Source organism: Amycolatopsis ultiminotia (assembly GCF_039536925.1).
GTDB classification, from domain to species: Bacteria; Actinomycetota; Actinomycetes; order Mycobacteriales; family Pseudonocardiaceae; genus Amycolatopsis; species Amycolatopsis ultiminotia.
Map to the genome: position 1 here is coordinate 133,795 of NZ_BAAAZN010000018.1, position 24,133 is coordinate 157,927.

At 68.7% G+C, this 24,133-nt stretch carries 21 protein-coding genes; 4 read left to right on the forward strand and 17 right to left on the reverse strand.

Features of this window, described 5'->3' with window-relative positions:
- Positions 1–28 precede the first annotated feature (28 nt).
- From ABD793_RS32875 to ABD793_RS32900, 6 genes are all read right to left on the reverse strand, one after another.
- Positions 29–631, reverse strand: a complete 603-nt coding sequence (locus tag ABD793_RS32875) for a TIGR03086 family metal-binding protein (protein ID WP_344867154.1) — start codon at positions 629–631, stop codon at positions 29–31.
- A 390-nt stretch (positions 632–1,021) separates the two neighbouring features.
- Positions 1,022–1,978: a zinc-binding dehydrogenase gene (locus ABD793_RS32880; RefSeq protein WP_344867156.1), complete on the reverse strand. Its 957-nt coding sequence runs from the start codon at positions 1,976–1,978 to the stop codon at positions 1,022–1,024.
- Positions 1,979–2,033: 55 nt separating this feature from the next.
- Positions 2,034–3,329: an MFS transporter gene (locus tag ABD793_RS32885; RefSeq protein WP_344867158.1), complete on the reverse strand. Its 1,296-nt coding sequence runs from the start codon at positions 3,327–3,329 to the stop codon at positions 2,034–2,036.
- Positions 3,330–3,424: 95 nt separating this feature from the next.
- A complete protein-coding gene (locus tag ABD793_RS32890) occupies positions 3,425–4,315 on the reverse strand; it encodes an enoyl-CoA hydratase-related protein (protein WP_344867160.1) in 891 nt (296 codons plus the stop codon).
- Between the two features lie 40 nt (positions 4,316–4,355).
- Positions 4,356–6,485 carry an acetate--CoA ligase family protein gene (locus tag ABD793_RS32895; RefSeq protein ID WP_344867162.1) on the reverse strand — a complete coding sequence of 710 codons (2,130 nt, stop codon included), beginning with the start codon at positions 6,483–6,485 and terminating at the stop codon, positions 4,356–4,358.
- A 36-nt stretch (positions 6,486–6,521) separates the two neighbouring features.
- Positions 6,522–7,055, reverse strand: coding sequence for a YbhB/YbcL family Raf kinase inhibitor-like protein (locus ABD793_RS32900; RefSeq protein ID WP_344867164.1), 534 nt, complete (start codon positions 7,053–7,055; stop codon positions 6,522–6,524).
- A gap of 168 nt (positions 7,056–7,223) precedes the next feature.
- On the opposite strand from ABD793_RS32900, the gene ABD793_RS32905 reads away from it, so the two are divergent.
- Positions 7,224–7,805, forward strand: a complete 582-nt coding sequence (locus tag ABD793_RS32905) for a TetR/AcrR family transcriptional regulator (protein ID WP_344867166.1) — start codon at positions 7,224–7,226, stop codon at positions 7,803–7,805.
- Between the two features lie 55 nt (positions 7,806–7,860).
- On the opposite strand, the gene ABD793_RS32910 is transcribed toward ABD793_RS32905, so the two are convergent.
- The 3 genes from ABD793_RS32910 to ABD793_RS32920 form a co-directional block, all read right to left on the reverse strand.
- Entirely contained in the window at positions 7,861–8,931 is a 1,071-nt protein-coding gene (locus tag ABD793_RS32910; protein ID WP_344867168.1) for an acyl-CoA dehydrogenase family protein, read from the reverse strand.
- 14 nt (positions 8,932–8,945) lie between these two features.
- Complete coding sequence (locus ABD793_RS32915) at positions 8,946–10,115, reverse strand: acyl-CoA dehydrogenase family protein (protein WP_344867170.1); 1,170 nt, start codon at positions 10,113–10,115, stop codon at positions 8,946–8,948.
- A 645-nt stretch (positions 10,116–10,760) separates the two neighbouring features.
- Positions 10,761–11,177 (reverse strand): hypothetical protein, encoded by a 417-nt coding sequence (locus tag ABD793_RS32920; protein ID WP_344867172.1) that lies wholly within the window; start codon positions 11,175–11,177, stop codon positions 10,761–10,763.
- A gap of 327 nt (positions 11,178–11,504) precedes the next feature.
- Here ABD793_RS32920 and ABD793_RS32925 point away from each other — a divergent pair, with 327 nt between their 5' ends.
- Positions 11,505–12,965 (forward strand): APC family permease, encoded by a 1,461-nt coding sequence (locus tag ABD793_RS32925; RefSeq protein WP_344867174.1) that lies wholly within the window; start codon positions 11,505–11,507, stop codon positions 12,963–12,965.
- A gap of 65 nt (positions 12,966–13,030) precedes the next feature.
- Complete coding sequence (locus tag ABD793_RS32930; RefSeq protein WP_344867176.1) at positions 13,031–13,726, forward strand: GntR family transcriptional regulator; 696 nt, start codon at positions 13,031–13,033, stop codon at positions 13,724–13,726.
- Here ABD793_RS32930 and ABD793_RS32935 read toward each other — a convergent pair.
- The 3 genes from ABD793_RS32935 to ABD793_RS32945 all read right to left on the reverse strand — a co-directional run bounded on the left by ABD793_RS32935 (position 13,723) and on the right by ABD793_RS32945 (position 17,257).
- Positions 13,723–14,583 carry a dihydrodipicolinate synthase family protein gene (locus ABD793_RS32935; RefSeq protein WP_344867178.1) on the reverse strand — a complete coding sequence of 287 codons (861 nt, stop codon included), beginning with the start codon at positions 14,581–14,583 and terminating at the stop codon, positions 13,723–13,725. The two genes, ABD793_RS32930 and ABD793_RS32935, sit on opposite strands and share 4 nt — an antisense overlap.
- Before the next feature lie 92 nt (positions 14,584–14,675).
- On the reverse strand, positions 14,676–16,460 hold the full coding sequence (locus ABD793_RS32940) for a gamma-glutamyltransferase family protein (protein WP_344867180.1): 1,785 nt from the start codon (positions 16,458–16,460) through the stop codon (positions 14,676–14,678).
- Entirely contained in the window at positions 16,457–17,257 is an 801-nt protein-coding gene (locus tag ABD793_RS32945) for an alpha/beta fold hydrolase (protein ID WP_344867181.1), read from the reverse strand. The genes ABD793_RS32940 and ABD793_RS32945 overlap by 4 nt, the downstream gene beginning before the upstream one ends.
- A gap of 224 nt (positions 17,258–17,481) precedes the next feature.
- Here ABD793_RS32945 and ABD793_RS32950 point away from each other — a divergent pair, with 224 nt between their 5' ends.
- Positions 17,482–18,597: an FAD-dependent monooxygenase gene (locus ABD793_RS32950; protein ID WP_344867182.1), complete on the forward strand. Its 1,116-nt coding sequence runs from the start codon at positions 17,482–17,484 to the stop codon at positions 18,595–18,597.
- An 80-nt stretch (positions 18,598–18,677) separates the two neighbouring features.
- Here the strand turns inward: ABD793_RS32950 and ABD793_RS32955 are convergent, their stop codons facing one another.
- The 5 genes from ABD793_RS32955 to ABD793_RS32975 are packed head-to-tail and all read right to left on the reverse strand — an operon-like array spanning position 18,678 to position 24,007.
- Positions 18,678–19,451, reverse strand: coding sequence for an enoyl-CoA hydratase (locus ABD793_RS32955; RefSeq protein WP_344867183.1), 774 nt, complete (start codon positions 19,449–19,451; stop codon positions 18,678–18,680).
- Positions 19,448–20,332, reverse strand: a complete 885-nt coding sequence (mmsB, locus tag ABD793_RS32960; RefSeq protein ID WP_344867184.1) for a 3-hydroxyisobutyrate dehydrogenase — start codon at positions 20,330–20,332, stop codon at positions 19,448–19,450. The genes ABD793_RS32955 and mmsB overlap by 4 nt, the downstream gene beginning before the upstream one ends.
- Positions 20,329–21,363: an enoyl-CoA hydratase/isomerase family protein gene (locus tag ABD793_RS32965; RefSeq protein ID WP_344867185.1), complete on the reverse strand. Its 1,035-nt coding sequence runs from the start codon at positions 21,361–21,363 to the stop codon at positions 20,329–20,331. The genes mmsB and ABD793_RS32965 overlap by 4 nt, the downstream gene beginning before the upstream one ends.
- Positions 21,360–22,499 (reverse strand): acyl-CoA dehydrogenase family protein, encoded by a 1,140-nt coding sequence (locus tag ABD793_RS32970; RefSeq protein WP_344867186.1) that lies wholly within the window; start codon positions 22,497–22,499, stop codon positions 21,360–21,362. The genes ABD793_RS32965 and ABD793_RS32970 overlap by 4 nt, the downstream gene beginning before the upstream one ends.
- Positions 22,500–22,507: 8 nt before the next feature.
- Positions 22,508–24,007, reverse strand: a complete 1,500-nt coding sequence (locus ABD793_RS32975; protein WP_344867187.1) for a CoA-acylating methylmalonate-semialdehyde dehydrogenase — start codon at positions 24,005–24,007, stop codon at positions 22,508–22,510.
- Positions 24,008–24,133 lie beyond the last annotated feature (126 nt).

The following is a 24,133-nucleotide window of genomic DNA, read 5'->3' on the forward strand; positions in this document are numbered from 1 at the left end:
TGCCGCGGCCACCTCGCTCGGCTGCTCGTCAGCCGCCGGTCGGTGGCGTCCAGTCCGGGGATCGGCCGGCGAAGGCCAGCAGCCGGTCCAGCGCCGGGGCGTCCGCGCTGATCGGCACTTCGGGGGCGAACGGCATTCCCGCGCCGCCCCGGTACTCCGGCCGGATCTCGACCGCGAGCAGGGCCCGTGCTCGTTCCGCCGCGGCCGGATCGGGCTGCCAGACCTGATCCGTGGCACGGGCGAGGTCCCAGCCGTGCACCACGATCTCGGCGAGCAGCATGCTCAGCACGTGGTCGCCCGGATAGCTGCCGCCAAGCGCCGGCACCCGCACCGGACCCGTCTCGACGCCGTCGGCCAGCGCGGCTTCGACGGTCGCCGACAGCTGCTCGATCACCGCGACCAGACGTTCCGGCTCGTCGGGGCCGGTGTACTCCCGGGGCTCCGGCCGCTGGTCACCCGCCGGGTCGGCCAGTGCGACGATGAAGTACCCGAGCCCGCCGAACAGGTGCCTGCGCAGCGAGACCACGTCGAGATCGCCGCACGGCGTCGGTGCGCTGTCCTGCTCGAGGGTCGTCGTGCCGACGACTCGCGCCAGGTCGTTCAGCACCGGAAAGAGCAGACGGGACGACACGCGGTTTCCCTTCGGTCGGCGGACGAACCGCCAACCTTTCACACGTGCCGTGAAATGCGCAGAGGAGACCGGCGAAACGGGGCGACATCGGTATCGGCGTTTGCCCGTACGTCCACCCCGGCCCGCGGCGGGGTACCGCCCGACGGCGACCGCGGCCGGTGCCCGATGACCGCGGAAAGACGAATACCTGGTGGCAATTGAGCGGCCGGTATCGCCGGGCTTGGCCCGGTGACCGTTCGCAGAACTGTGGACCTCTTCCGGTCGCGCTACCGTCCGGTGCGTATCGCGAGGTAGTAACGGAAGTCGGGAACGCAACCTACTCGGGGCCGCTGCTTCCTCGACGCCGGATGTGTGCACCGGAGTTCCGGGGCTGCGTGCCGCCGGGACGGATCAGTCGCCGAGGTGGAGGATGGCCTTGCCTTGGATGCGCCCGGCCAGGAGGTCTCGCGCGATCTCGGCGACGTCCGTCCACGGCGCCTCGACGGCGATGGCCGGCTTCAGCAGACCACGGGCCACCAAACCCAGCAGCAGAGCCAATCCGTCGGCGGGGTGTTCGGCGGCCAGTTCGTCGAAGACGACCATTCCCTGCAGCGAGGCCCCGCGGGAGAAGACGAATTTGCTGTTGTCGAAATGGACGTCCGGGCTTTCGGTCATGCCGATGGTGACGCACGTTCCCCGCCTGGCCAGCATTGTCATGGCCGCGGAGAGCGCCGATCCGCCGAGCGAATCGAGAACGAAATCGAACGGCCCGTGCGGACGGGCGGCCTCCAGGGTGGCCCCGACGATGACCTCCTCGGCGCCCAACGCGGCGACCATCGCCACATCCTTGTCGTTTCGGACGTGCGCGTGGACGCGGGCGCCGGAGGCGGCGGCGAGCTGGATCGCGGTCTGCCCGATTCCGCCGGTGGACCCGTCGATCAGCACGGCGCGGCCGAGCAGCGAACCGCCCTTGCGCAAGGCATGGAGTGCGGTCAACCCGACCATCGGCAGGCCGGCCGCCTGCGCGTCGGAGATCTCGTCGGGCACGACCGCAACGGACGAAACGGGAACGTGGATGCGCTCCGCCCACGCACCCTCGGAGACGATGCCGACAACCCGGGTCCCGGCCTTCGGGGCATTCGCAACACCCAGGTCGTCCTCGACGACCCCGGTGAAGTCCCATCCTGGGCGCGTACCGGGTTCGCTGGTCGTGACCGCCCGCTTGGTCTCACCGCGGTTGAGCGAAACCGCCGAGACCCGGATGGTGATCTCGCCGGGTTCCGGGGCGGGCAGCTGCACACGGTGCACAGCCAGCCGCTCCGGCGCGAGATGGTCCACGACGATCGCTCGGGTCTCGTTGTGCGGCATGCCGAGAACATCCTTCGGAGTGTTGTGAAAAGCGGCTCGGTGCAGGCTCGCATCTTCAGTTCGACATGGTGACCCTACTCTCGGACGGGGTGGTGGTGACCTGCGGTCGCCGGGGGATGGTGACGATCGAGAGCAATCCGGAGAGCAGGAAACACGCGGCCAACGTGTACAGCCCCGCCGAAGTGGCCCCGGCCAGCCCGGAGACCCAGCCGACCAGAAACGGCCCGGCGAAACCCCCGATCCCGCCGAGCGTGGTCATCGCGGCGATGGCGACCACGGTGAACGCCTCGGGGAACATCAGGCTCGGAATGGCGAGGAACGTGCCCAGCGTCAGGTAACCACCCGCGGCGACGATGCACAGCAGGACGATCTGCAGAACACCGCCGGTGCTGACCTGTCCCAGCGCAAGTGCCACCCCGGCGACCAGCAGCGGCAGGGCGGTGGCGGTCCGGGCCGGGACTGCGCGCCCCCACCTGCTCCAGACCAGCATTCCGGCGAGCGCGACCAGGTACGGGATCGAGCTGAGGAGGCCGACCTGCAACGACGAGCTTTCCTGGGACGCGAGGCCCTTCAGCACGGTCGGCAACCAGAGTACGAGCCCGTACGCTCCCGCCGTCCAGAGGAAGTAGATGGCGATGAGCTGCCAGACGAGACGGCTGCGGAGCACCTGGCGGTAACTGCTCCGCACGACTGCGGTTTTCGCCGCCTGCTCGCTCGCGATGATCCGCTCGAGCTCGGCGGCCGCATCCCGGTCGAGCCAGCTCGCCTGGGCCGGGCGCTCCCGCAGGATCAGCATCAGCGGGACCAGCCAGACGAGCGGCACGATTCCCTCGATCACGAAAACCGTGCGCCAGTGCACGAAGGTCAGCAGCCAGCCGGTGAACGGGGGCGACAGCACGGCCGAGAGCGGAAGGCAGGTCAGGAACAGGGTGTTCGCGCGAACCCGTTCCCCATCGGCGAACCAGCGGGTGAGCAGCAGCAGGGTCACCGGCAGCACACCGCCCTCGAACACGCCGAGAACGAAGCGCGCGACGTAGAGCTGCACGTCGTTCTGCACGAGCCCGCAGAGCACCGCGGCGACCGACCAGCCGGTGAGCAGGAAAGTGATCACCGGCCGGGCACCCCATCGGCGAGCCAGTACGACCGCGGGCACCTGAAGGATCAGGTAGCCGAGGAAGAAGATCCCCGAGGTGAGTCCTTGGGCCGCGTCCGAGAGCCGGAGGCCGTCGCCGATGTAGGGCAGGATGATCGCGACGTTGCCGCGGTCGAGGTAGGCCAGCAGGTACATCACCATCACGGCCGGGATGATGTACTTCCATCGTCGTGGGGCGAGTGTCGTGACGGCATTCATCGTCGAACCTCCGTCTTGTGTCGAAACGGTGGGGGAGCAGAAACAGCAGCGGTCGTGTGTGATCCGGTGCGGATGTGAATCGGAGGGGTGGTCTGCTAACCGTTTTCTCGCGGCCGGAAACTGTAATCGCGATAAGGTTCGTCCCGCCAGGAAAGCGCCGATTTGAGGCCTTCTTCGCGCAGTTTCTTGTTCCACGTCCGGCTGGACTCGGTGTTCTGGCCGATTGCGTCCAGTTCGGTGACCGACGCGATACTCGATCGAATTCCCATGTTCTCGACGAAGCGGTTGGCGGCGGCTTTGGTGACGGCCAGGTGGTCGGCCGAGATGTTGGCGACCCGATCAGCCAGCTGGATCGTGCGCTCGTCGAGGTCGGCGGCGTCCCACGAATAGTTGGCCAGTCCGAGGGCCACCGCGTCGTCGCCGGTGAGCGAGTCGCCGGTGAGAAGGAGTTCCTTGGCTTTGCGCATGGTGGTCAGCAACGGGAGCAGCGCGGCGTTGCGGGCCACGCCGACGCCCCGGCTCCCGGGGTGGCCGAGGATGCAGTCGGTGGCGACGGTCACGAGATCGGCCATCATCGCCCACTCCAGGCCACCGGCGAGGCAGTAGCCGTGCAGCTGCGCGATCGTGACCTTCGACATGCTCCAGAAGTAGAGCTGCTGTTCGGCGCCCCGCTTCAGCGCACTCGCCTGGTTCATCGCGAGCGGGTGGCCGGCACCGTCGACCACCTTGAAATCCTTGCCTGCGTAGCTGGGGTCCGCGGTGGCGATGTCCTGTCCGAAATCCCAGCCTGCCGAAAACGCGCGGCCGGCTCCCCGGAGAATGATCACCCTGGCACTGGAGTCGGATTCGAGGACGTGCAGTGCGTCCATGAGTTCGGCGAGCATCTCCGGGCCCAGCACGTTCAGCTTGTCCGGATTGTTGAGCGTGATACGCGCGAGGCGCTCGTCGGTACCGACCCGGTCGACGATGATCTGCTTGTACTCCATTTTTCTCACTTTCCCAGGTATTCAGTGCAGCCGTTTCCGGTCAAGCGGAATCGCCGCGGACGATGAGGGCGTCGAGTGCTTCGACCTGTGTGCCGCGGACGAGGAGGGGGTTGACCTCGACCGCCTGCACGGCCTCGCCGAGATCCAGCGCCGCGATGGTCAGCCGGTGGATCGCTCGGGCCAGGACCGGGATGTCGGCGGGCGGGATCCCGCGCGCACCCCGCAGCAACGGGGCACCGCGCAGCTCGCCGAGCATGCTCTCGACCTGCTGTGGGGTGACCGGCAGCTGCCGCAACGCGACGTCCTCGAGGACCTCGACCCAGACCCCGCCCAGCCCGATCGCCAGCATCAGGCCCCAGTCCGGATCGCGCGTGACCCCGGCGATGAGCTCCACACCACCGGAACGCAGGGGGCTGATCAGCACACCTTCGACGGCCGCCGCGGGCTCGGCGACGCCGGCCCGCGTCGTCAGCTCGTCGAAGACGCTCCCGGCCTCGGCCGCGGTCCGCACGTCGAGCACCACACCGCCGGCATCGCTCTTGTGCAGAATGTCCGGGGAGCAGATCTTCATGACGACCGGAAACCCCAGCTGTCCGGCCGCGACAGCCGCCTCCGCCGAGGACCGCGCCAGCCGGGCGGGAACCATCGGGACGCCTTGCCCGGCCAGGTAGTCCCGCGCGGACCACTCCGACCACCCGCCGGTACCGAGCTGTCCTGCGGTGCCGGGCGAACCGGCAGGTGCCGGGTCCGGTTCGGTGAGCAGCTGCTTGCGGGTGCGCGACCACCAGCCGGAACGGTGGAGCGCGAGCAGTCCCCGATCGATGGATTCGACGACGGGCGGGGTGCCGAACTCGGCGCGCAGCGCCTGCCAGTCCTCGACCGCGTCGCCGGTCAGATCGGCGAAGACGAGCACCGGTTTCGCCGACGAGGACTGCAGGTCCCGCAGGGACTGTGCGTTCTCCCGGCGTCGCGGGTCGAAGGGATTTCCCAGGCCGAGCCCCTGGATGATGAGCAGGTCGACGCCGGGGTCTTCGAGCATGATCCGGGCGAAGTCGTCGAGGAAATCCGGGTGGTCGATCGTCACCGCCGCAGTGACGTCCAGCGGGTTCTGCGCAGTCGCGAACGCCGGAAGCCCGGCGGTGACCAGTTTGTCCCGGGTCTCGGCGGTCAGCTCGGGCAACGTCATCCCCAGCCGGTCCGCCCGATCGCTGAGCATCTCGCAGGCGGAACCTGCTCCGGAGAGGACCGCGGCCCTGGTCCCGGGAAGCTCGCCGTACCCCTCGAGCACGATCGCGGTGGTGATCATCTCCTCGACGGAGGCGGTCCGGATCGCCCCGTTGTGCCGGAGCACGGCCTCGATGGCCCGGTCGTTCCCGACCAGCCCGCCGGTGTGCGCGACCGCGGCCCGTGCCGACTGCGCACCGGATCCGACCTTGAAAACCACCACGGGTTTTCCCTCGACCGCCGCCCGGCGGCACATCCGGGCGAACTTGCCAGGGTTCCGGATCGCGTGCAGGTACAGGCAGATGACGGTGGTGGAGGGCACCGAGAGCAGGTGTTCCAGACAGTCCGCCGCGTCCAGCACGGCTTCGTTCCCGACCGTGATGACGTGGTCGAGGCCGGCGCCGCGCGACGGTACGTAGCCCATCAGCTTCCAGGCCAGTGCCCCGCTTTGCGAGATGATGCTGATCCCGCCGCGCGGCAGGTCCCCGACTTCCAGTGCGTAGCCGTAGACCGAGTCGGCCAGGTTGACGAAGCCGAGGTTGTTCGGGCCGAGGACGGTGAGCCCGTGCGCACGGCAGTAGCTCGCCACCTCGTGCTCGAGCGCTGTGCCCGGCGGCCCGGCTTCGCCGAAACCGGCTCCGGGTATGACGAAGTTCCGCACGCCCGCGCGAGCGGCCTCCTGCAGTGCCGGGAACACCGCCTCCGAGCGCATCAGCAGGTATGCCAGATCGGGCGGCGACGGCAGCTCGCCGACGCTCGTGACGGTCGGCCTGCCGTGTGCGGGCTCCCCACGGCGGCTGACGAGATGCACGTCGCCGGCGTAGCCACCGTTCACCAGATTGTGCAGGATGGTCCGTGACCACGCCGAACGGTCGCTGGCGCCGATCAGCGCCACGGAAGCCGGGTTGAACATGGCGGCGAGCCGCGTGGACTGCTCTGTCGTCACGGGTTTTCCTTTCCGAGCACCAATGGTCGCGAGTCGTTATGCCGGGATCTCGGCCGTCGCTGTCAGCACGGCCCGTCCGACGATGTGGGCGGCCATGGTGAAGCCGAGGAAGGCCGGCGTGGCGTCGGGCGAGACGCCCGGATCCCGGACCGCCAGCGCGTGGACAACGAGGAAGTAGCGGTGCCTGCCGTGCCCGGCCGGTGGTGCAGCCCCCACGAAACGCCGCGCACCGCCGTCGTTGGCCAAGTGGAAGGCGCCGGGGGGAAGGGAATCGTCGGAGCTTCCGGCCCCTTCGCGCAGCGCCGTCACGTCGCTGGGCAGGTTCACCACCGCCCAATGCCAGAATCCGGAACCGGTCGGCGCATCCGGGTCGTACATCGTCACCGCGTAGCTTTCGGTCGCCGCCGGGGCACCGGACCAGGCGAGGTCCGGAGAGGTGTCCTCGCCGCCCGGCACGCCGAATATCCCGGAGAATTGGGGCAGCGCGAGTTCGCCACCGTCCTTCACGAGCCGGCTGGTGAGGGTGAAGGACGGCACTTCGGGCAGTCCGTGGAACGGGTCGTTGGCCATGTCGAACCTTTCGTTCAAGCGAGGACTAATGCATTTTCCGAATGACGTGACAAATCTGTTTACCGGACCGATCTGCCGGGTGCCCGCCGGTGCACCGGCGGTGCTCGATTTGCTATACTGATCGTTGATCACCAACCTTGATCGCAGACGAGAGGAAGGGGCCTGTGCATGGAGGGCCCGTTGCCGCGCGAGTCGCTTACTGCCCGGCAGATCGAGAAGTATGACAATGCTCTGCACAGTGTGGTAAGGCTGGTTCATCTCCACGGTGTGGCGGCAGTAAACCTGAAATCCGTTTCGGCGGACAGCGGTGTGGCGCTGGCGACCCTCTATCGTTTTTTCAATTCCAAGGACCACCTCTTCGCCGCGGCTTTCGATCGCTGGCAGACCCCGCTCGTCGAAGTCGGGGAGCCGGATCTGCGGGACGGCAGCGACCGCGGCCGCGCCTCGGCATACATCGTCCGCGGCACGCGATCGTTCCAGCGGACCCCGAACATGCTCGGCCTCCTGGTGTTCGCCACGGTGTCAACCGATCCGTTCGCCAGCGAGCAGATGCTCCGGTCCCGTCGGCGCAATTCCGCCGGGCTGGCAAAAGTGATCACCGACGCCCCGGAAGCAGTCCGGGCCATCGCCGTCGCCGTTCTCGAGTCGTTCTGGTGGGACCAGCTGGTCGAATGGCACACCGGCCGTTGTACTCATGCTCAGCTCCTGGAAAGGGTCGATTCCGCGATCGACGTCTTATTGCCCGGTTAGGTCCTGGGAAGCCGCTTTTTGCGTGCGTCCGTTCCGGGGAAGTGCTCTTCCTCGCTCACGTCGAGAAAGCCATGATCGATTCTCCGATCCGGTCGAGATGGGTGTCCGGGTTTCCGTCCCATGCGTTCAGGGTCATCGCGCGTTTCAGCCACCGGTGGATCGGGTGCTCCCAGGTCATGCCCATCCCCCCGAGTACCTGGATCGAGTTCTCGGCAGCGAACACCGCGGCGCCGGCCGCGCGGGTTTTCGCGGCACTGCACACCGCGATCTCGAGCGGGTCGCCGGTCAGGCCTTCCTCGATGATTCCGGCCGCGCGGTAGACCAGGGAACGGGCCAGTTCGATGCGGACGTAGGCGTCGACGAGCCGATGGGAAACGCCCTGGTAAGTGCCGATGATCCGGCCGAATTGAGTTCGGGTGCGCGCGTGTTCGATCCCGAAGTCGAGGGCTCGGCCGGCGACTCCCAGCGCTTCGGCGGCCAGCGCCACCCACAACCGCGCACGCAGGCTTTCGATTCCGGTGGCGCTGAGCTGCACGCGGCGCGCGGGCGTGCGGTCGGTGTGCAGGTCGTGAAACCTTCTTGTGCCGTCGACGTTCGGGCATCGGCTGATCACCTCGGGGTGCGCACCGGTGTCCACCTCGAGGCCGCCCAGCCGGCCGGCATCCAGCCCCAGCACGAGAACCGAATCAGCCTGCTCCAGGTCGGGCACGAGAACCCGGGACGTGGTGAGCAATCCCGGACCGACGAGGCCGGGAAGCGCAGGCGTCCGGTCGAGTGCGCTGCGCGCGCGGTCGGCAGCCCAGGCCAGCGTGCAGGTACGCCCGTTCCGGATCTGCTCGGCGAGTTCGTCGGAGGCAGCCAGGAGGGGGCGGACCACCGCGACCGTCGGAAACCAGGCGGACGGCAGGAGCGCACGCCCGGCCTCTTCGAACAGGACCAGCAGGTCGACGAAACCGAGCTCGTCGCCGAACCAGCCCATCTCGAACAGTTCACGGTCCACAGTGGAATCGCGGCCCGCCGCGCGGTCGGCGAGTTCGCCGATGCGCTCGGGCGGGAGGCGATCGGTCAAGTACTCCCGTGCGAGCTTCCGCAACAGGTGCTGTTCGTCGCTGAAGGAGAAGTCCATTCGTCACCCCGTCGCTAGCGTCCGCGCGGGAGCCCCAGCACCCGCTCGGCGATGATGTTCTTCTGGATCTCGGTGGTGCCGCCCTCGATGCTGTTGCCGCGCGAGCGCAGGCGTTCGAGCTGCCAGTAGCCCGACTCCGCCGCCGAGGCTCCATTCAGGACCGAGGCGAGCCCCTGGCTTTCGAGGGCGAGTGCCGTCAGCCGCTGGTGCCCCTCACTCCAGGCGATCTTCGCCACCGACCCCTTCGGTCCGGGAGACCCCGTCTCGCCGGCTTCGGTCCGGAACCGGTAGTTGGTGTAGCGGAGTTCCTGCACCAGGACCCAGGCGTCCGCCACGCCGCGCCGGACATGGTGGTCCGGTACCGCCGTGGCGTTGTCACGCAGGTGCGTGACCGCGCGATCGAGCTGCCGGGAGAAGTCCGCGGCCAGCTCCATGGCGAGGGTGCCGCGCTCGTGCTCCAGCGTCGTCATGATCACTCGCCACCCCTCGCCCCGCTCGCCGAGCCCCCGCGAGACCGGAATGCGGACGTCGTCGAGGAAAACCTCGTTGAACTCGGCAGCACCGGTGAGCTGGGTGAGCGGCCGGACGGTGACACCGGGGGTGCGCATGTCGAGGAGCAGGAAGGTGAGTGCCCGGTGGGAGGGGACGTCCTCCTCCGTGCGCACCACGAGAATGCACATGTCGGCGAGGTGCGCGAAGGACGACCAGATCTTCTGCCCGTTGACAACCCACTCCTCACCGTCGAGGACCGCGCGGGTCCGGACGTTCGCCAGGTCGGAACCCGCGCCGGGTTCGGAGAATCCCTGGCACCAGATTTCGTCGCCGCTGAGCAATGGCGGCAGGAATCGCCGGGCCTGGTCCTGATCGCCCCACTCGATGATCGTGGGTGCGACGAAGTTGAGGCCGATCGTGTTGATGTGGTTGGGGGCCCCGGCCCGCCCGAGCTCCTCGTAGAAGATGTTCTGACAGGACTGCGGCAGCCCGCGCCCGCCGTACTCGTGCGGCCAGGTGATCCCGATCCAGCCGGCTTGGTGCAGCAGGCGGCTCCAGTCACGCAGCCGCTGCACATCCTGCCTTGCCTCGGTGATCGGATCATCGCCCCAGTGACGTCGAACGGCGTCCGCGAGCCAGGCACGCAACTCTGCCCGAAAGCGTTGCTCCTCGACGGTGTCGGAGAACCTCATCGTCCCTCTCGATCAACAAGCCGGTAGCGAGCGCCGGTCGCGCTCCTCCGTGACCACGACGCCGGTCAGCGGGCGTCCGTGCACGTTACTAGAATAGTATTCTAGTAGATGGTCGGCATGGCGACAAGGGCAAGGGTGAAGGGGGTGCGACTCGACTCGGTAACTGGCAATTACCGGCGCAGTCATGCTACTGAGTGTTCGGTTCGATGCCGTGGGTGACAGTCGTCGCGATTCGTGGCGCCAGTATTGCGCTCGGAAACAAGAACGTTGTTCTGCATCACGCCGATACGCGAGCCAACGTCCACGGCGTCGCTGTCCAGCCCGCGGGACGGCAGCGATCGTGGGGATGGCGGGGAGCAGTAGGTCTTGTCGCGCCGGCAGGCTCAGCTGACGGGGAGGCGGCGGCGCTGGATGAGCATGACGCCAGGGCGTTTGCTGCCAGGGAAATCCGCGTCGACCGATTGCGCGGTATCTTCGCCGCCGGAAACGGGTCCGGCCACCCTGCGGTAGCCCGCAGGGCCGGCGAAGGACGCCCTCTCGATCCGGCGCGCCGGCCACCATTCTGCGTCACCGGTCAGGCTCGACCGGTGCGCACGAGTGTCTGCGGGCAGCCCGGCAGTGACCGCACGAAGTCCGGTCGGTGTACTAGTCCGACTCGGGTCCGGTGGTGCCCATCAGCGGATTCGAGCTGAACCCCCGGTCGTTGGCCTCCGCGGGGAGGGTGGTCGCGCTCGGTGAAGGCTCACTGATCAGCTCGACGATGTAGTGCGTGACCGGATGGTCCTCCAGGTTCCGGATCCGGTGCGGCGGCATCGGCCCACCGGTTCCGACGGTCTTGAAGAGACAGAATCCGGGCTGCGCCTCCTGCCTGACCGGCCAGCCCTCGTCTCCCAGTTCCTGTGCCTCCGCGCGGCCCGCGTCCGGCCACAGGATCAGGTGGTCGTGGTGGTGCTGGTGGAAGTCGAACATGCCGCCGTTGGCCGCCAAGGTCATCGACCACACGCGAACGCGATCGTTCTCGAACACCAGGGTGTCGCCGGGGGTGGGCGGGTACTCCGTCATGGCTTCGTCCTTTCCCGAGTTAATGCAATATATGCCGTGTGGGATGCAAACGAAACCCTAGCGCGGGCGCAACCGGTCCCGACTGTCCGGTTGCCCGGGTGGCGCGGACCGCGCCGCTGGTGCGACGGCGTTTCCGCAGCTCGGCGATGCCCAGTCCGAGTGGTCTGTCGCGTTCCGCCGGACTCCCCGGACGTTGAGTGGTCGCGGTCCTGCGCGTGCGTCCATACCGCCGCCGCCGAACCTCGGCACTTGACACCTGATGCGGGACAGCTCACATTGAATCCCATTCATGCTGATAGCATCCAATCTGGCGGAAGGCGGCACCCGATGGACCCCTCGAGCGCGGGAGCACCGGCGACCACACCACCCGATGCCGAGCGTCGCACGGAAGTACCGGCGGATCCGGCTGCGTCCCCCGGACTTCGCCGGGGTGCCATCGGCGTGCCCGGCATGGTGTTCATGGTGGTGGCGGCCACCGCGCCGTTGACCGCAATGGCCTCCAACCTGTCGCTGAGCCTCGGGCTCGGCGCAGGAGAGGGGACTCTCGGGTGGATCCTCCTGATCGGTGTGCTGCTGGTCTTCTTCACGGCCGGCTACATCGCGCTCGCCAGGACGGTGGTGAGTGCCGGTGCGTACCACGTTTTCGTCCGGCACGGACTGGGGCCGTCCGCGGGCGGGGCTGCGGCGTTCGTCGCCACCATCGCCTACAACCTGGCCTGTGCCGGGATGATCGCGGCGACCGGCTATTTCACGGATCAGGCGCTCACCACGTATGCGGGTATCGACCTGCCATGGGCGGTCTATTCGGTGGTCGCGCTCGCGGTCGTGTGGCTGCTGGGGTTCTTCGGCGCCGGTCTCGCCAGCAAGGTGGCCACCGTGGTTTCGCTGCTGCAGTTCGTGTTGCTCGCCGTGCTGGCGATCGCCGTCCTCGGCAGGGACCCCGGACAGTTCGCGACCGACGGGTTCACGCCCGGGTCGGTGACGAGCGGCGGCGCTGCACTGACCGTCGTGTTCGTCCTGCTGTCCTTCGCCGGCTACGAGGCGGCGGCCACCTACGGAGAGGAATGCAACGCACCGGGGAAGAAGATCAAATACGCGACGTACCTCGCGCTCGGCTTGCTGGTGCTGGTTTTCCTGATTTCGACCTGGACCCTGGTCGCCGCCTACGACGATGTCCAGGCAGCGGCGGCGCCGGACCCCGGCGCGGTGCTCGGCGGGGCGGCCGAGCACTACCTCGGCCGCTACGCCGGCGGGCTGATCAGCGTCACGGTCGCGCTGAGTTTCCTGGCCGCCGCCGTGGCGTTCCACAACATGGCCGCGCGCTACGGATTCGCGCTCGGCCGCGCCGGCCTGCTGCCCCGCGTGCTCGGCAGGACCCACCGGGTCCGGGCGACCCCGCACATCGCCGTCGGCATCCAGGTGGCGATCGACGTGCTGGTGCTCGTCCCGTTCGTCGTCGGCGGAGCCGATCCGCTGACCACCGTTTTCCCGTCGATTTCCGGTGTGACCTCGTTGTCGCTGATCTTCCTGATGGTCTCGTGCGCGCTCAGTGCCGTGGTTTCCTCGGTGCGCGGCACGTTGAACGGTGCCGGGCTCGGCACCCGGACGCTCTCGCTCATCGCCTGCGCCGGACTGCTCGCCGTCGGTGCGCTCATCGTCCTCAACTACGGGCAGGTCACCGGAAGTTCGTCGCCCGCGGTGGCCGCCATGCCGGCACTGATCGTGCTCGGCGCCGTCGCGGGTGCCCTCGCGGGCCGGCGCCGGTCCACCGGACTGCAGGATGCATGAGATCCCGGACAGCTTGCACTCCAGTTCGGCCCGGCTTGCATCCACCGGTGTGGGATCATGGGGCCATGGTTTCACCCGAATCCGATGCGCCGCTGGCCAAGAGCGAGGAGATCGTGCTGGCCCTGCAGCGTGGCATCCTGCTCGGCGAGCGGCCGGTCGGCTCCTGGCTGCGGCACGAAGCGCTCGCCAAGGAGTTCGGCACCAGCCGGACGCCGGTCCGGGAGGCACTGCGTGCACTGCAGTCACGCGGAATCGTCACGATCGTGAAGAACCGCGGTGCGCGGATCAACGGGCACTCCAGCCAGGACGTGCGGGAACTCGGTGAGGTACGGGCCGAGCTGGAGGGGTTCGCCGCGGCGCTCGCCGCGGAACGGATCAATGACGACCAGCAAGAACGCATGGAAGCCGCGTGGCGCGACTTCGACCCGGAGTCCAAATCGGACGACCGGGGGCGGCGCTGGGCCGAATCGAACGACCAGTTCCACGCCGCGATACTGGGTGCCTCGGGAAATCGCCAGCTGTATCTGAGCATCCAGGACATCCACAGCCGCTTCCCGCCGAACAGCGCGTACGCCGCCTACGCCGAGAGCACGACCCTCTTGCGCCGCAACGTCAACGAGCACGCCCGGATCGCCGAGGCGATCGTCAGCGGAGACGCGGACCTGGCCAGGGAGCTGATGAAGAAACACATCCTCGGCGCCGTCGAGGCGACCATCCGCTGGGCCGGGCGCGAGGAACTGTTCCGGAACCCGGGCGACTAAACCCGGCCCCCGGTGACGGTGAAGCCGTGGGCATCGCTCAGCGGAGCGAGGTAGGGCTCGTACGGCGTCGTCGGTGCGCGTACCGCGCCCGAGGTGAGCACGCCTTGCCGCCGCCAGTGTTCTTTCCGGATCGCGATACTGGTGCCCTGCTGGATTTCGAAGCCGGTGGCGGCCGCCGAGGCGGCCACCAGCCGCCGGGCAGCCCGCTCGTCGCCGTCCAGCCACGACTGCACGGCCTTGACCGCCACCTCGGGGCGGGACGTGCCCGAGGCGACGAGTCCCGCACCTTGGCTGAGGTCGTCGACGAGGCTGAGCCCGCCGAGACCGGACATCAGGGCGACCTCGGGGACGAGCTCTCGCAGCCGGCGGATCCGGCCGAAGGTGGGCGGTGCCTCGCATTTGACCGCCGCGACGTGGGGTGCCCCCGCGACGGCGCGGGCCAGGTCGTCGACGGAGATCCGGACGCCAGAGGACGCCGGGTAGTCCTGGACGACGATCCTCCGGCCACCGATGGTGTGCAGCCGGTCGAGCTCGGCGCGCAGCTCCTGCGGGTCCGAAGTCAGGACGGGGACGAGATAACCGGCGATCCGGTCCCCGAATCGCTGCGCCAGCGCGGCGACCTCGGCGCACCGCTCCTCCCGCGTGGCGGCCATGGTGGCGACGTGGACCTCGGCGCCGGTCGTGAGCGCGGTCTCGATCACGGCCGAGCGTTCCGGCGGACTGAGCGCACCCGGTTCCCCGATGACCCCCAGCACCACTACCGCGGAGCAGCCTCGGCCGATCACCTCGTCGCAGTAACGGCGAAGCGACCGGTGGTCGACGTCGGTGCCGTCGGCGGTGAACGGCGTGGCGAGCATCGCCCACACCGGAATGCTTCGACGGTGCCTGCACTGGGTTTCCACGGCACACTCACTTCCCGACGTCGGCTGTACGGTCGTTGGTCCCGGCTTCACCTGCCCGCGGCGTAGCCCTGCATTCCCCGCGGGTTGGCGGCGGCCGAGACCAGGCCGGTTCGCGGATCGCGCGCGACGGTCGAGAGCCGGCCGAGGCTCCACGGGCCCGTGACGGTGACCTCGTGGCCGCGCCTGCGGAGCCCGGCGATGACCTCGGTCCCGAGCCGTTGCTCGGCCACCGCACCGCGCGGCGTCCATTCGCGGGGCCAGAACGACTGGGTTGCGGCGGTCGTGTGGAACATCGGGGCGTCGATGGCCTCCTGCGGGGTAAGGCCGCCGACGATGGTGCGCAGGAGATAGAGCAGCTGCCACTGGTCCTGTTGATCCCCGCCGGGCGAGCCGAGTGCGGTGCCGGTCTGTCCGCCGCGCTGCAGCATGGTCGGGCTCAGCGTCGTCCGCGGCCGTCGTCCCGGCATCAGCGCAGACGGGCTGCGCGGGTCCAGCCAGGTCATCTGCAGACGGGTGCCGAGGCAGAAGCCGAGCTCGGGAATCGTGGGATTGGACTGCAGCCAGCCGCCCGACGGGGTGGCCGAGACCAGGTTCCCCCACCGGTCGACCACGTCGAGGTGGACCGTGTCCCCGCGGGTCTCGCCCGTCGCCCGCACGGTGGGCTCGCCGGTTCCGATCGCCGGGACGGCCGGTTCGGCGATGCGCAGCGGCGGCGTGTGGGGGACCGGTTTCCCGAGTACTCCCGGCCGCCACTGCGCCGACGCCTCATCGGTGATCAAGGCGGCGCGCGACTTCGCGTACTCCGGGGAGAGGAGCTGCTGCAGGTCCGCCGCGTCGTGCGCCTCGCCGTAGTAGGCGTCCCGGTCCGCCATCGCGAGCTTGAGCGCCTCGAGGATCGTATGCGCGCCCCGTTCCGTGCCGGGGTCGAGATCCGGGCCGTCGAAGGTGTCGAGGATGGCCAGTGCCTGGAGAAGAACCGGGCCCTGGCTCCAGAAGGGCGCCTTGCACACGGTCACCCCCCGGAAGTCGAGGGTCAGCGGTGCTTCGGCGCGGACCTCGAACGCGGCGAGGTCGGCGGCGTCGAGCACTCCCGCGTAGTCGTGTCCGTCCGAGTGCCGGTGCACCTGCGCCGCGGCACGCTCGAGGGCACGGGCGACGAAACCGCTCCGCCACTCCCGCCCGACGGCCTCGATGCGGCTGACCCGGTCCCCGCTGCCCGCCGCCGCCAGCAGACGGCGCAATGTGGCGGCGTACGCCGGAATCGCGACCAGTTCACCGGGAGCCGGAACGCGGCCGCCTGCCAGCCACTGGTCGGCGGAAGTCGGCCAGTGCCCGGTGAAGTGCGCAGCCATCGTCTCGATGACGGCACTGGCTTGCGGGGCAAGGGGCTGGCCGACTTCCGCGTAGTGCACGGCGTACTCGAGCACGTCCGCGACGTCCCAAGTGCCGTGTGTGCGCAGCATCCACAGCCACGCCTCGACCGCTCCCGGCACCGCGGCGGCGAGCGCGCCCGAGCCCGGCACGGAATCGAGGCCGAGTGACCGGTAGTGCTCGATCGTCGCCCGCCGTGGTGCCGGTCCCTGGCCTGCGACCACGCGAACGTCCCCGCCCGCCGGGGCGAGCAACGCGACCAGATCGCCGCCCGGACCGTTGAGGTGCGGCTCCACCACGTGCATCACGAATCCGGCGGCCACCACGGCATCGACCGCGTTGCCGCCGCGTTCCAGTACGGACTGGGCGACGGCGGTCGGGACCCAGTGCGTACTGGCCGCCATGCCGAACGAGCCCACCAGATCCGGCCGGGTGCGCAGGCCGGTTTCCGGGACGCTCATGCGGCCGATCCGGTTCCGTGCCGGGCAATCCAGTCGGTGACCAGCTCGGCGGTGCGCTCGCGGAACTCGAACGAGAGGCCGTGGCGCGCGCCTGCCAGCACGACGAGCTCCGAGGACGGCAGCTGCGCGTGCAGGTCCGCACCGGCTTCCGGGGGCGCGATCGGGTCGAGCTCGCCGTAGAGCAGCAGCGTCGGTGCGGTGATTTCGGCCAGCCTGTCCCGTACGTCGTGACTTTCCATCGCCGCGCGGCGTCGCGAACCCAGCGCGGTGACCGTGCCCCGCCCCAGATCGGCCAGCCGCGCCAGCAGCCACTCGTCCTGCTGCGCCTCCGGGGACAGGCTCGCCGCACGCATCAGCGCACCCCTCTGCTCGGGCGGTGCCGCCATCATCTTCGCCACGTAGGCATTGGGGCGTGCGAAGGAATCCGGCGCCGCGCCGACGATGAGCGACTGCACCCGGCCGGGATGGCGCAGGCCGACGTGGAGTGCGATCGCACCGCCGAACGAGATGCCCATGACGTGCGCCTTCTCGATGTGCAGCGCGTCCATCAGCCCGACGCAGTCATCGGCGAGGTCGGATATCGTGTAGTCGGCGTCGACGCTCTCCGCGTCGCCGACGTCGCGCTGGTCGTAGGAGACGGCGCGGATACCGGGCGGCAGCAACGGCGCGAAAATCGCGTACTGCCCCTTGTGCGACTCGGCCCCGTGGTGGATCAGCAGCGGTTCACCGGTCCCGGTCTCGTGGTAGGGGATCCGGTTGCCGGCCACCTCGGCGACCCGGTACTCGTCGTAGCTCATGACCACCCTCACCGATCTGGTCGCAGTGTGTGCCTCCCGGCGGCCACGCAGTGGTGGCCGAATTGGATGCTATCAGCCATAGTTGCATCCGAGTTATCCGATGGCAAGCGTTTGCCTGACCGGGGGTGCACGAACAAGGCCATATTGCATCCCATCTTATGGAGATTCCATGCAACAATGCGAGAGTCCCCACTTGCCCCGATCACGATGAGGAGCTGGACCCGATGGACGTTCTCGTCTCCGGTGCGAGCATGGCCGGACTCTCCGCCGCGCACTGGTTCGCGCGCCTGGGCCACCGCGTCACCGTGGTCGAGCGGGCCGCGGGCCTGCGCCGCGGCGGCGCTCCCATCGACGTGCGCGGAGAGGCGCTCGGCACGGTCGAGCGGATGGGGATCCTCGACCGGATCAACCGGTCGCGGGTGCGTGCCGAGGGTGTGTGGCCGGTGCTGGACGGATCCGGCAGGCAGGTGGCCGGTATCGACCTGAACTGGTTCGCCAACGAGACCGACCAGGACGTCGAGATCTCCAGGGACCGGCTCAACGACATTCTCCTCGACGTGGTGCCCGCCGAGGTGGAGTTCCGCTTCTCGACCTCGCTCGTGGCACTCGAAGACGGCCCGCAGCGGGCCGAGGTCACCTTGAGCGACGGCACGTCCGGCAGTTTCGACCTCGTGGTCGGCGCCGACGGCCTGCACTCCACCGTCCGGCGGCTCGTCTTCGGGGCCGAGTCCGGCTACGTACGCCACATCGGCTACTACGTCGCACTCGTCGACCTCCCGCGGGAGATCGACTGGCAGCGGGCGATGCTCACCGTCCCCGGCCTCACCGTCGTGGTACGCGACGCAGGCGACGGACCGCTGGCGATGATGCTGGCCGCCAGCCCGCAGCTCGACTACGACTACCGGGACGTTCCCGCCCAGCGCACGATCATCGACGGCCTGCTTTCCCGGGTCGACGCCTGGCAGGTACCCGAAATCCGGGCCGCGTTCGCCGATCCGGCCGCCAAGGGCTTCTACTTCGACTCGGTGAGCCAGACCCACCTGCCCCACTGGACCAAGGGAAACGTCGCCGTCATCGGCGACGCCGCGCACTGCGCGGCCCTGCTGTCGGGTATGGGAACCACCCTGGCCATCCGCTCCGCGGAACTACTGGCCACCACCTGGACCGAGTACCACGCAGACCTGCGCGCCGCCGCGGCGACCTACCACGAACTGCTGCGCCCCTACGTGGAAAAGTGCCAGGCCTTCGCGGCCGAGGGCGCCCCGATCATGGTGCCGTCAACCGCGGAGACACTCGAAAAGAGAAACGCGCTGCTCCGCGAATTCGCCGCGAACGCGTGACCTTCCCGTACCGTCCGGGTCCTGAGTGGACAGCGGAGCCGACGGTCCGCCCAGAACCCGGACCGGTGGTGTCCGCACCATCAGCGGTGCCGGAACTCCGGTGGCCGCTTCTCGATGAACGCCGTCATGCCTTCCTTCTGGTCGTGCGTGGCGAACGTCGAGTGGAAGAGCCGTCGTTCGAACAGCAAGCCCTCCGAGAGGCTGGTTTCGAATGCGCGGTGCACGGCTTCCTTTGCCAGCATCACCGCCGGCTTGGACATCGACGCGATCTTCGACGCCGTGCTGACGGTCTCCTCCGATAGCGCGTCGGCCGGGACGATCCGGGACACCAAGCCGGCGCGCTCGGCCTCCTCGGCGTCCATCGTCCGGCCGGTGAGGATCAGGTCCATCGCCTTGGCCTTGCCGATCGCGCGGGTCAGTCGCTGAGAACCGCCCATGCCGGGGAGCACGCCGAGGGTGATTTCCGGCTGACCGAACTTGGCGGTGTCCGCGGCGAGCAGCAGATCGCACATCATCGCCAGTTCGCAGCCGCCGCCAAGGGCATAGCCGGCGACCGCCGCCACGAGCGGCGTCCGGACGCGGCTGAGTGCTTCCCATCCGCCGAGCCAGTCCGCGGCGTGGACGTCGCCGAAACTCTGCGGCGCCATTTCCTTGATGTCCGCGCCGGCGGCGAACGCTTTCGCCGAGCCGGTGAGGATGATCGCGCCGACATCCGGGTCACCGTCCAGTTCGGACGTTGCCGCAGTGATCTCCTGCATGGTCCGCAGGTTCAGTGCGTTGAGCACCCGGGGCCGGTCGAGGGTGATCCGGGCGACTCGTTCGGCGGGGCGGTCGAGGAGGATGGTTTCGGTCATGGGGTGCCGTCCGTGGTGAGAGTGGTGACGATGGCGGAGAAGTCCCGAGCCGGTCCGTCGTTGCCGACGAACGCGGTGTAGAGCTCTTCGGCGTGCCTGCCGAGTTCGGTACGGACGCCCTCGGCCTGTGCCGCGGCTTGGGCCAGGCGCAGGTCCTTGAGCATCAGGCCGCTGGCGAACCCGCCGGTGTAGTCCCGGTTGGCCGGGCTGGCCGGCACCGGTCCGGGGACCGGGCAGTTGGTGGTCAGCGCCCAGCACTGTCCCGAGGCGGTGGAGGCGACATCGAACAGGGCCTGGTCGGTCAGGCCGAGCCGGCGGCCGAGGGCGAACGCTTCGCTGACCGCGATCATCGAGATGCCGAGTATCATGTTGTTGCAGATCTTCGCCGCCTGTCCGGCACCGGTCTCACCACAGTGGACGATCTTCTTGCCCATCTGCGCCAGACAGCGTTCAGCAGCGGTGAACGCCGCTGACGGGCCACCGACCATGAACGTGAGCGTGCCGGCGGTGGCGCCGACCACCCCGCCCGATACCGGTGCGTCGAGGGCAAGGTGCCCTGCGGCGGCGGCCAGGTCGGCAGCGGTGCGGGCGTCGGCGACCTCGATGGTGGAGCAGTCGAGAAACAGTGTGCCAGGCGCCGCGGCGGGGACGATGTCACGATAGCAATCCAGGAGATGCTGTCCGCTGGGGAGCATGGTGATGACGACGTTCGCCTCGACGACTGCGGCGACTGCGGAGTCCGCAATGGACACTCCGTTGTCCTCCGCTGCGATGCGGGTCTCGGCCACCGGATCGTAGCCGGTCACCTTCTCCCCGGCTTTGACCAGGTTGGCGGCCATCGGCCCGCCCATGTTCCCGAGTCCGAGGAAAGCGATGCTCATCGGGGCACTCCCGTCCATTCTTCGTTGCCCAGGTTGGCGAAATGGCGTTCGACCAGTTCGTCGTCGACCTCGGCCAGGGTCGCCGGCGACCATCGGGGTGCCCGGTCCTTGTCGACGACCTGCGCACGGATGCCCTCGATGAACTCCGTGGAGGTGAACGCACGGTGCGAGATCCGGTACTCCTGCGCCAGTACTGCTTCCAGGTCCGGCAGAGCCGCCGCAGTGCGCAGGGCGCGCAGGGTGACTTTGAGCGCGGTCGGGGACTTGCCGTCGATCTCCTTGGCCGCGGCCACGGCCGAGTCGCCGCCATCGCGCAGTCGATCGAGGATCTCTTCGACGGTGCCGGCGGCGTAGCAGTAATCGATCCACGTGCTTTCGGTGGCAAGCGCACTCGGCGGCGGCGGATCGGCGACCGTCGCGATCGCCGCGTCCGGTGTGTTCGTGGCGAGAGCGTCGAAGAGATCGGGCAGTCTTGCGGCCGGTACGTAGTGGTCGGCTAGTCCACAGTGGATTGCGTCGGCGCCGGACAGCCGGACTGCGGTCAGCGCAGTATGCGTGCCGAGTTCGCCGGGAGCGCGCGAGAGCAGGTAGGTGCCGCCGACATCGGGAACGAATCCGATGCCGACCTCGGGCATGGCGATCCGCGACCGGCCGGTGACGATGCGGTGGCTGCCGTGTGCAGACACCCCGACCCCGCCGCCCATCACGAGACCATCCATGATCGCGAGGTAGGGCTTGGGATAGCGGGCAATGGCCGCGTTCATCCGGTATTCGTCCGCCCAGAACTCCAACGACGCGGTGCCTGCCGCCTTCGCATCGTCGTAAATGGACCGGATATCGCCGCCGGCACACAGTCCGCGGTCACCGGCGCCGTCCACGACCACTGCGCGCACACTCCGGTCGTCGCGCCATTGGTCGAGGTGGACGGTGATCGCGCGGACCATCTCGTGGGTCAGGGCATTGAGCGCGCGGGGACGGTTGAGCGTGATCCGGCCGATCCCGCTGTGCACGAGGAATTCGACGTCGCTCACACGGCCTCCTTCAACATCCGGCGGGAGATGATCACCCGCATGATTTCATTGGTCCCTTCGAGGATCTGGTGCACCCGCAGATCGCGGACGATCTTCTCCAGCCCATACTCGGCGAGGTAGCCGTAACCGCCGTGCAACTGCAGCGCCTGGTTGGCGACCTCGAATCCGGTATCGGTGCAGAACCGTTTCGCCATTGCGGCGAGCTGAGTGGCGTCCGGCTCGCCTTGGTCGAGCGCATCCGCGGCCCGCCACAGCAAGGTCCGGGCGGCTTCGAGGTCGGTGCGCATGTCGGCCAGCCGGAACTGCAGGGCCGATGCCTCCGACAGCTTTGCGCCGAACGCCGAGCGTTCGGACAGGTATCGGACTGCCTTGCCCAGAGCCGCTTCCGCCCCGCCCAGTGAGCACGCTGCGATGTTCAGCCGTCCACCGTCCAAAGCGGACATCGCCACCGTGAAGCCGCCGCCTTCTTCGCCCAGCAGCGCCGTCGCGGGGACACGGGCGTTTTCGAAGACAACCTGCCGGGTGGGCTGGGCGTGCCAGCCCATCTTGACCTCGTTCGGGCCGAACGACAGCCCGGGGATGTCCCGTTCGACGATGAACGCGGAGATTCCGTGCGGACCGGGACCACCGGTGCGGGCCAGTACGACGTAGACGTCGGAGGCGCCCGCACCGGAGATGAACTGCTTGACCCCGTCGAGGACGTACTGGTCTCCGTCCCGCCGTGCGCGGGTCACGAGAGCGGCGGCGTCCGAACCGGTACCGGGCTCGGTGAGGCAGTAGCTGCCCAGCGACTCCATTGTGGACATACGAGGCAGGTACCGGTGGCGCTGGGCGGCATTGCCGAACCGGTTGATCATCGTGGTGACCATGTTGTGGATGGACACGTAGCCGGCGATCGAGGGACATCCGGCGGCCAGTGCTTCGAACACGAGCGTCCCGTCGAACCGGCCGAGCCGGGAGCCGCCGACGTCCTCGGGCAGGTACATCCCGCCGAGGCCGAGCTGTGCTGCTTTGCGCAGTACATCGACCGGGAAGTGCTTGGCCCGGTCCCATTCCACCGCGTGCGGGGCGAGGTGTTCGGCCGCGAACTCCGCGGCGGTGTCCCGCAGTGCGCGTTGTTCTTCGGTCAGTCTCATGACCTGCCTCAGTCCATCGTCGGGATGACAAACGAGGCTTCTTCCTTGATGCCCGACGGCCACCGCGAGGTGACGGTCTTCGTCTTGGTGTAAAACCGGACCGAATCGGGGCCGTGCTGATTGAGGTCGCCGAATCCGGAGCGTTTCCAGCCGCGGAATGTGTGGTAGGCGATCGGGACCGGGATCGGCACGTTCACGCCGACCATGCCGGTGTTGACGCGAGCGGTGAAATCGCGGGCGGTGTCGCCGTCGCGGGTGAAGATCGCGACGCCGTTGCCGTACTGATGTTCACTCGGCAGCCGCAGTGCCGCCTCGTAATCGGTGGCACGCACCACCGACAGGACCGGGCCGAAGATCTCCTCCCGGTAAATGCGCATGTCCGGCGTCACGTTGTCGAACAGGCAGCCGCCGAGGAAGAAACCGTTCTCGTGACCGGGTACGGTCCGGCCGCGGCCGTCGACGACCAGTTCGGCGCCTTCGGCGATGCCGACCTCGAGGTAGTCGCGGACGCGCTGGACGGCCTCGGCGGTGACCAGCGGACCGAAGTCGGCGCTCTCGTCGTGCGCGGGGCCGATCTTCAGCGTCTTCACGCGTTCGGCTAGTCGCGCCACCAGCGCGCCGGCGGTCGCCTCGCCGACCGGCACCGCGACCGAAATCGCCATGCAGCGCTCGCCTGCGGAACCGTAGCCGGCGCCGATCAGCGCGTCGACGGCCTGGTCGAGGTCGGCGTCGGGCATGACGATCAGGTGGTTCTTGGCCCCGCCGAAGCACTGTGCGCGTTTCCCTTGTGCGGCAGCGGTTGTGTAGATGTACTCGGCGATCGACGACGAGCCGACGAACCCGATCGCCTCGACCCGGGGATCGGTGAGCAGCGCGTCGACGGCTTCTTTGTCGCCGTTGACCACCTGGAAGACACCCGGCGGCAGCCCGGCCTCGCCGAACAGCTCGGCCAGCCGCAGCGGCACCGAGGGGTCGCGTTCGGACGGCTTGAGCACGAAGGCGTTGCCGCACGCGATCGCGGGCGCGGCCTTCCACAGCGGGATCATCGCGGGGAAATTGAACGGCGTGATCCCGGCGACGACACCAAGCGGCTGGCGCATGGAGTAGACGTCGATGCCGGTGCCTGCGGAGTCGGTGAACTCGCCCTTGAGCAGGTGCGGGATCCCGATCGCGAACTCGACGACTTCCAGACCGCGCTGCAGGTCACCGCGGGCGTCGGCGACCGTTTTGCCGTGCTCCGCGGAAAGCATCCGCGCCAGACTGTCCTCTTCGGACCGGACAAGATCGAGGAACCGCATCAGCACACGGGCGCGGCGCTGTGGGTTCCAGCGCGCCCACTCGAGCTGGGCATCGGCCGCGACGCCGACCGCGGCGGCGACCTCCCCGGCGGAGGCGAGCGGCACCCTGGCCTGGACGGCGCCGGTACTGGGGTCGAAGACGTCGGAGAACCGCCCCGAGGTGCCGGGAACGGGTTTGCCGCCGACGAAGTGCTGGAGTTCGGTGGTCATGAAACGCCTTTCGCGAGAGCGCAGGACGGACTGCCCGGGGCGCACAGGTGGTGGCCGGGTCGACGGGCAGGCTGAACTACCGCCGGTGCGGCGGTGGTCCGGCGTCTTTCGCGCAGGCAGGAAGAA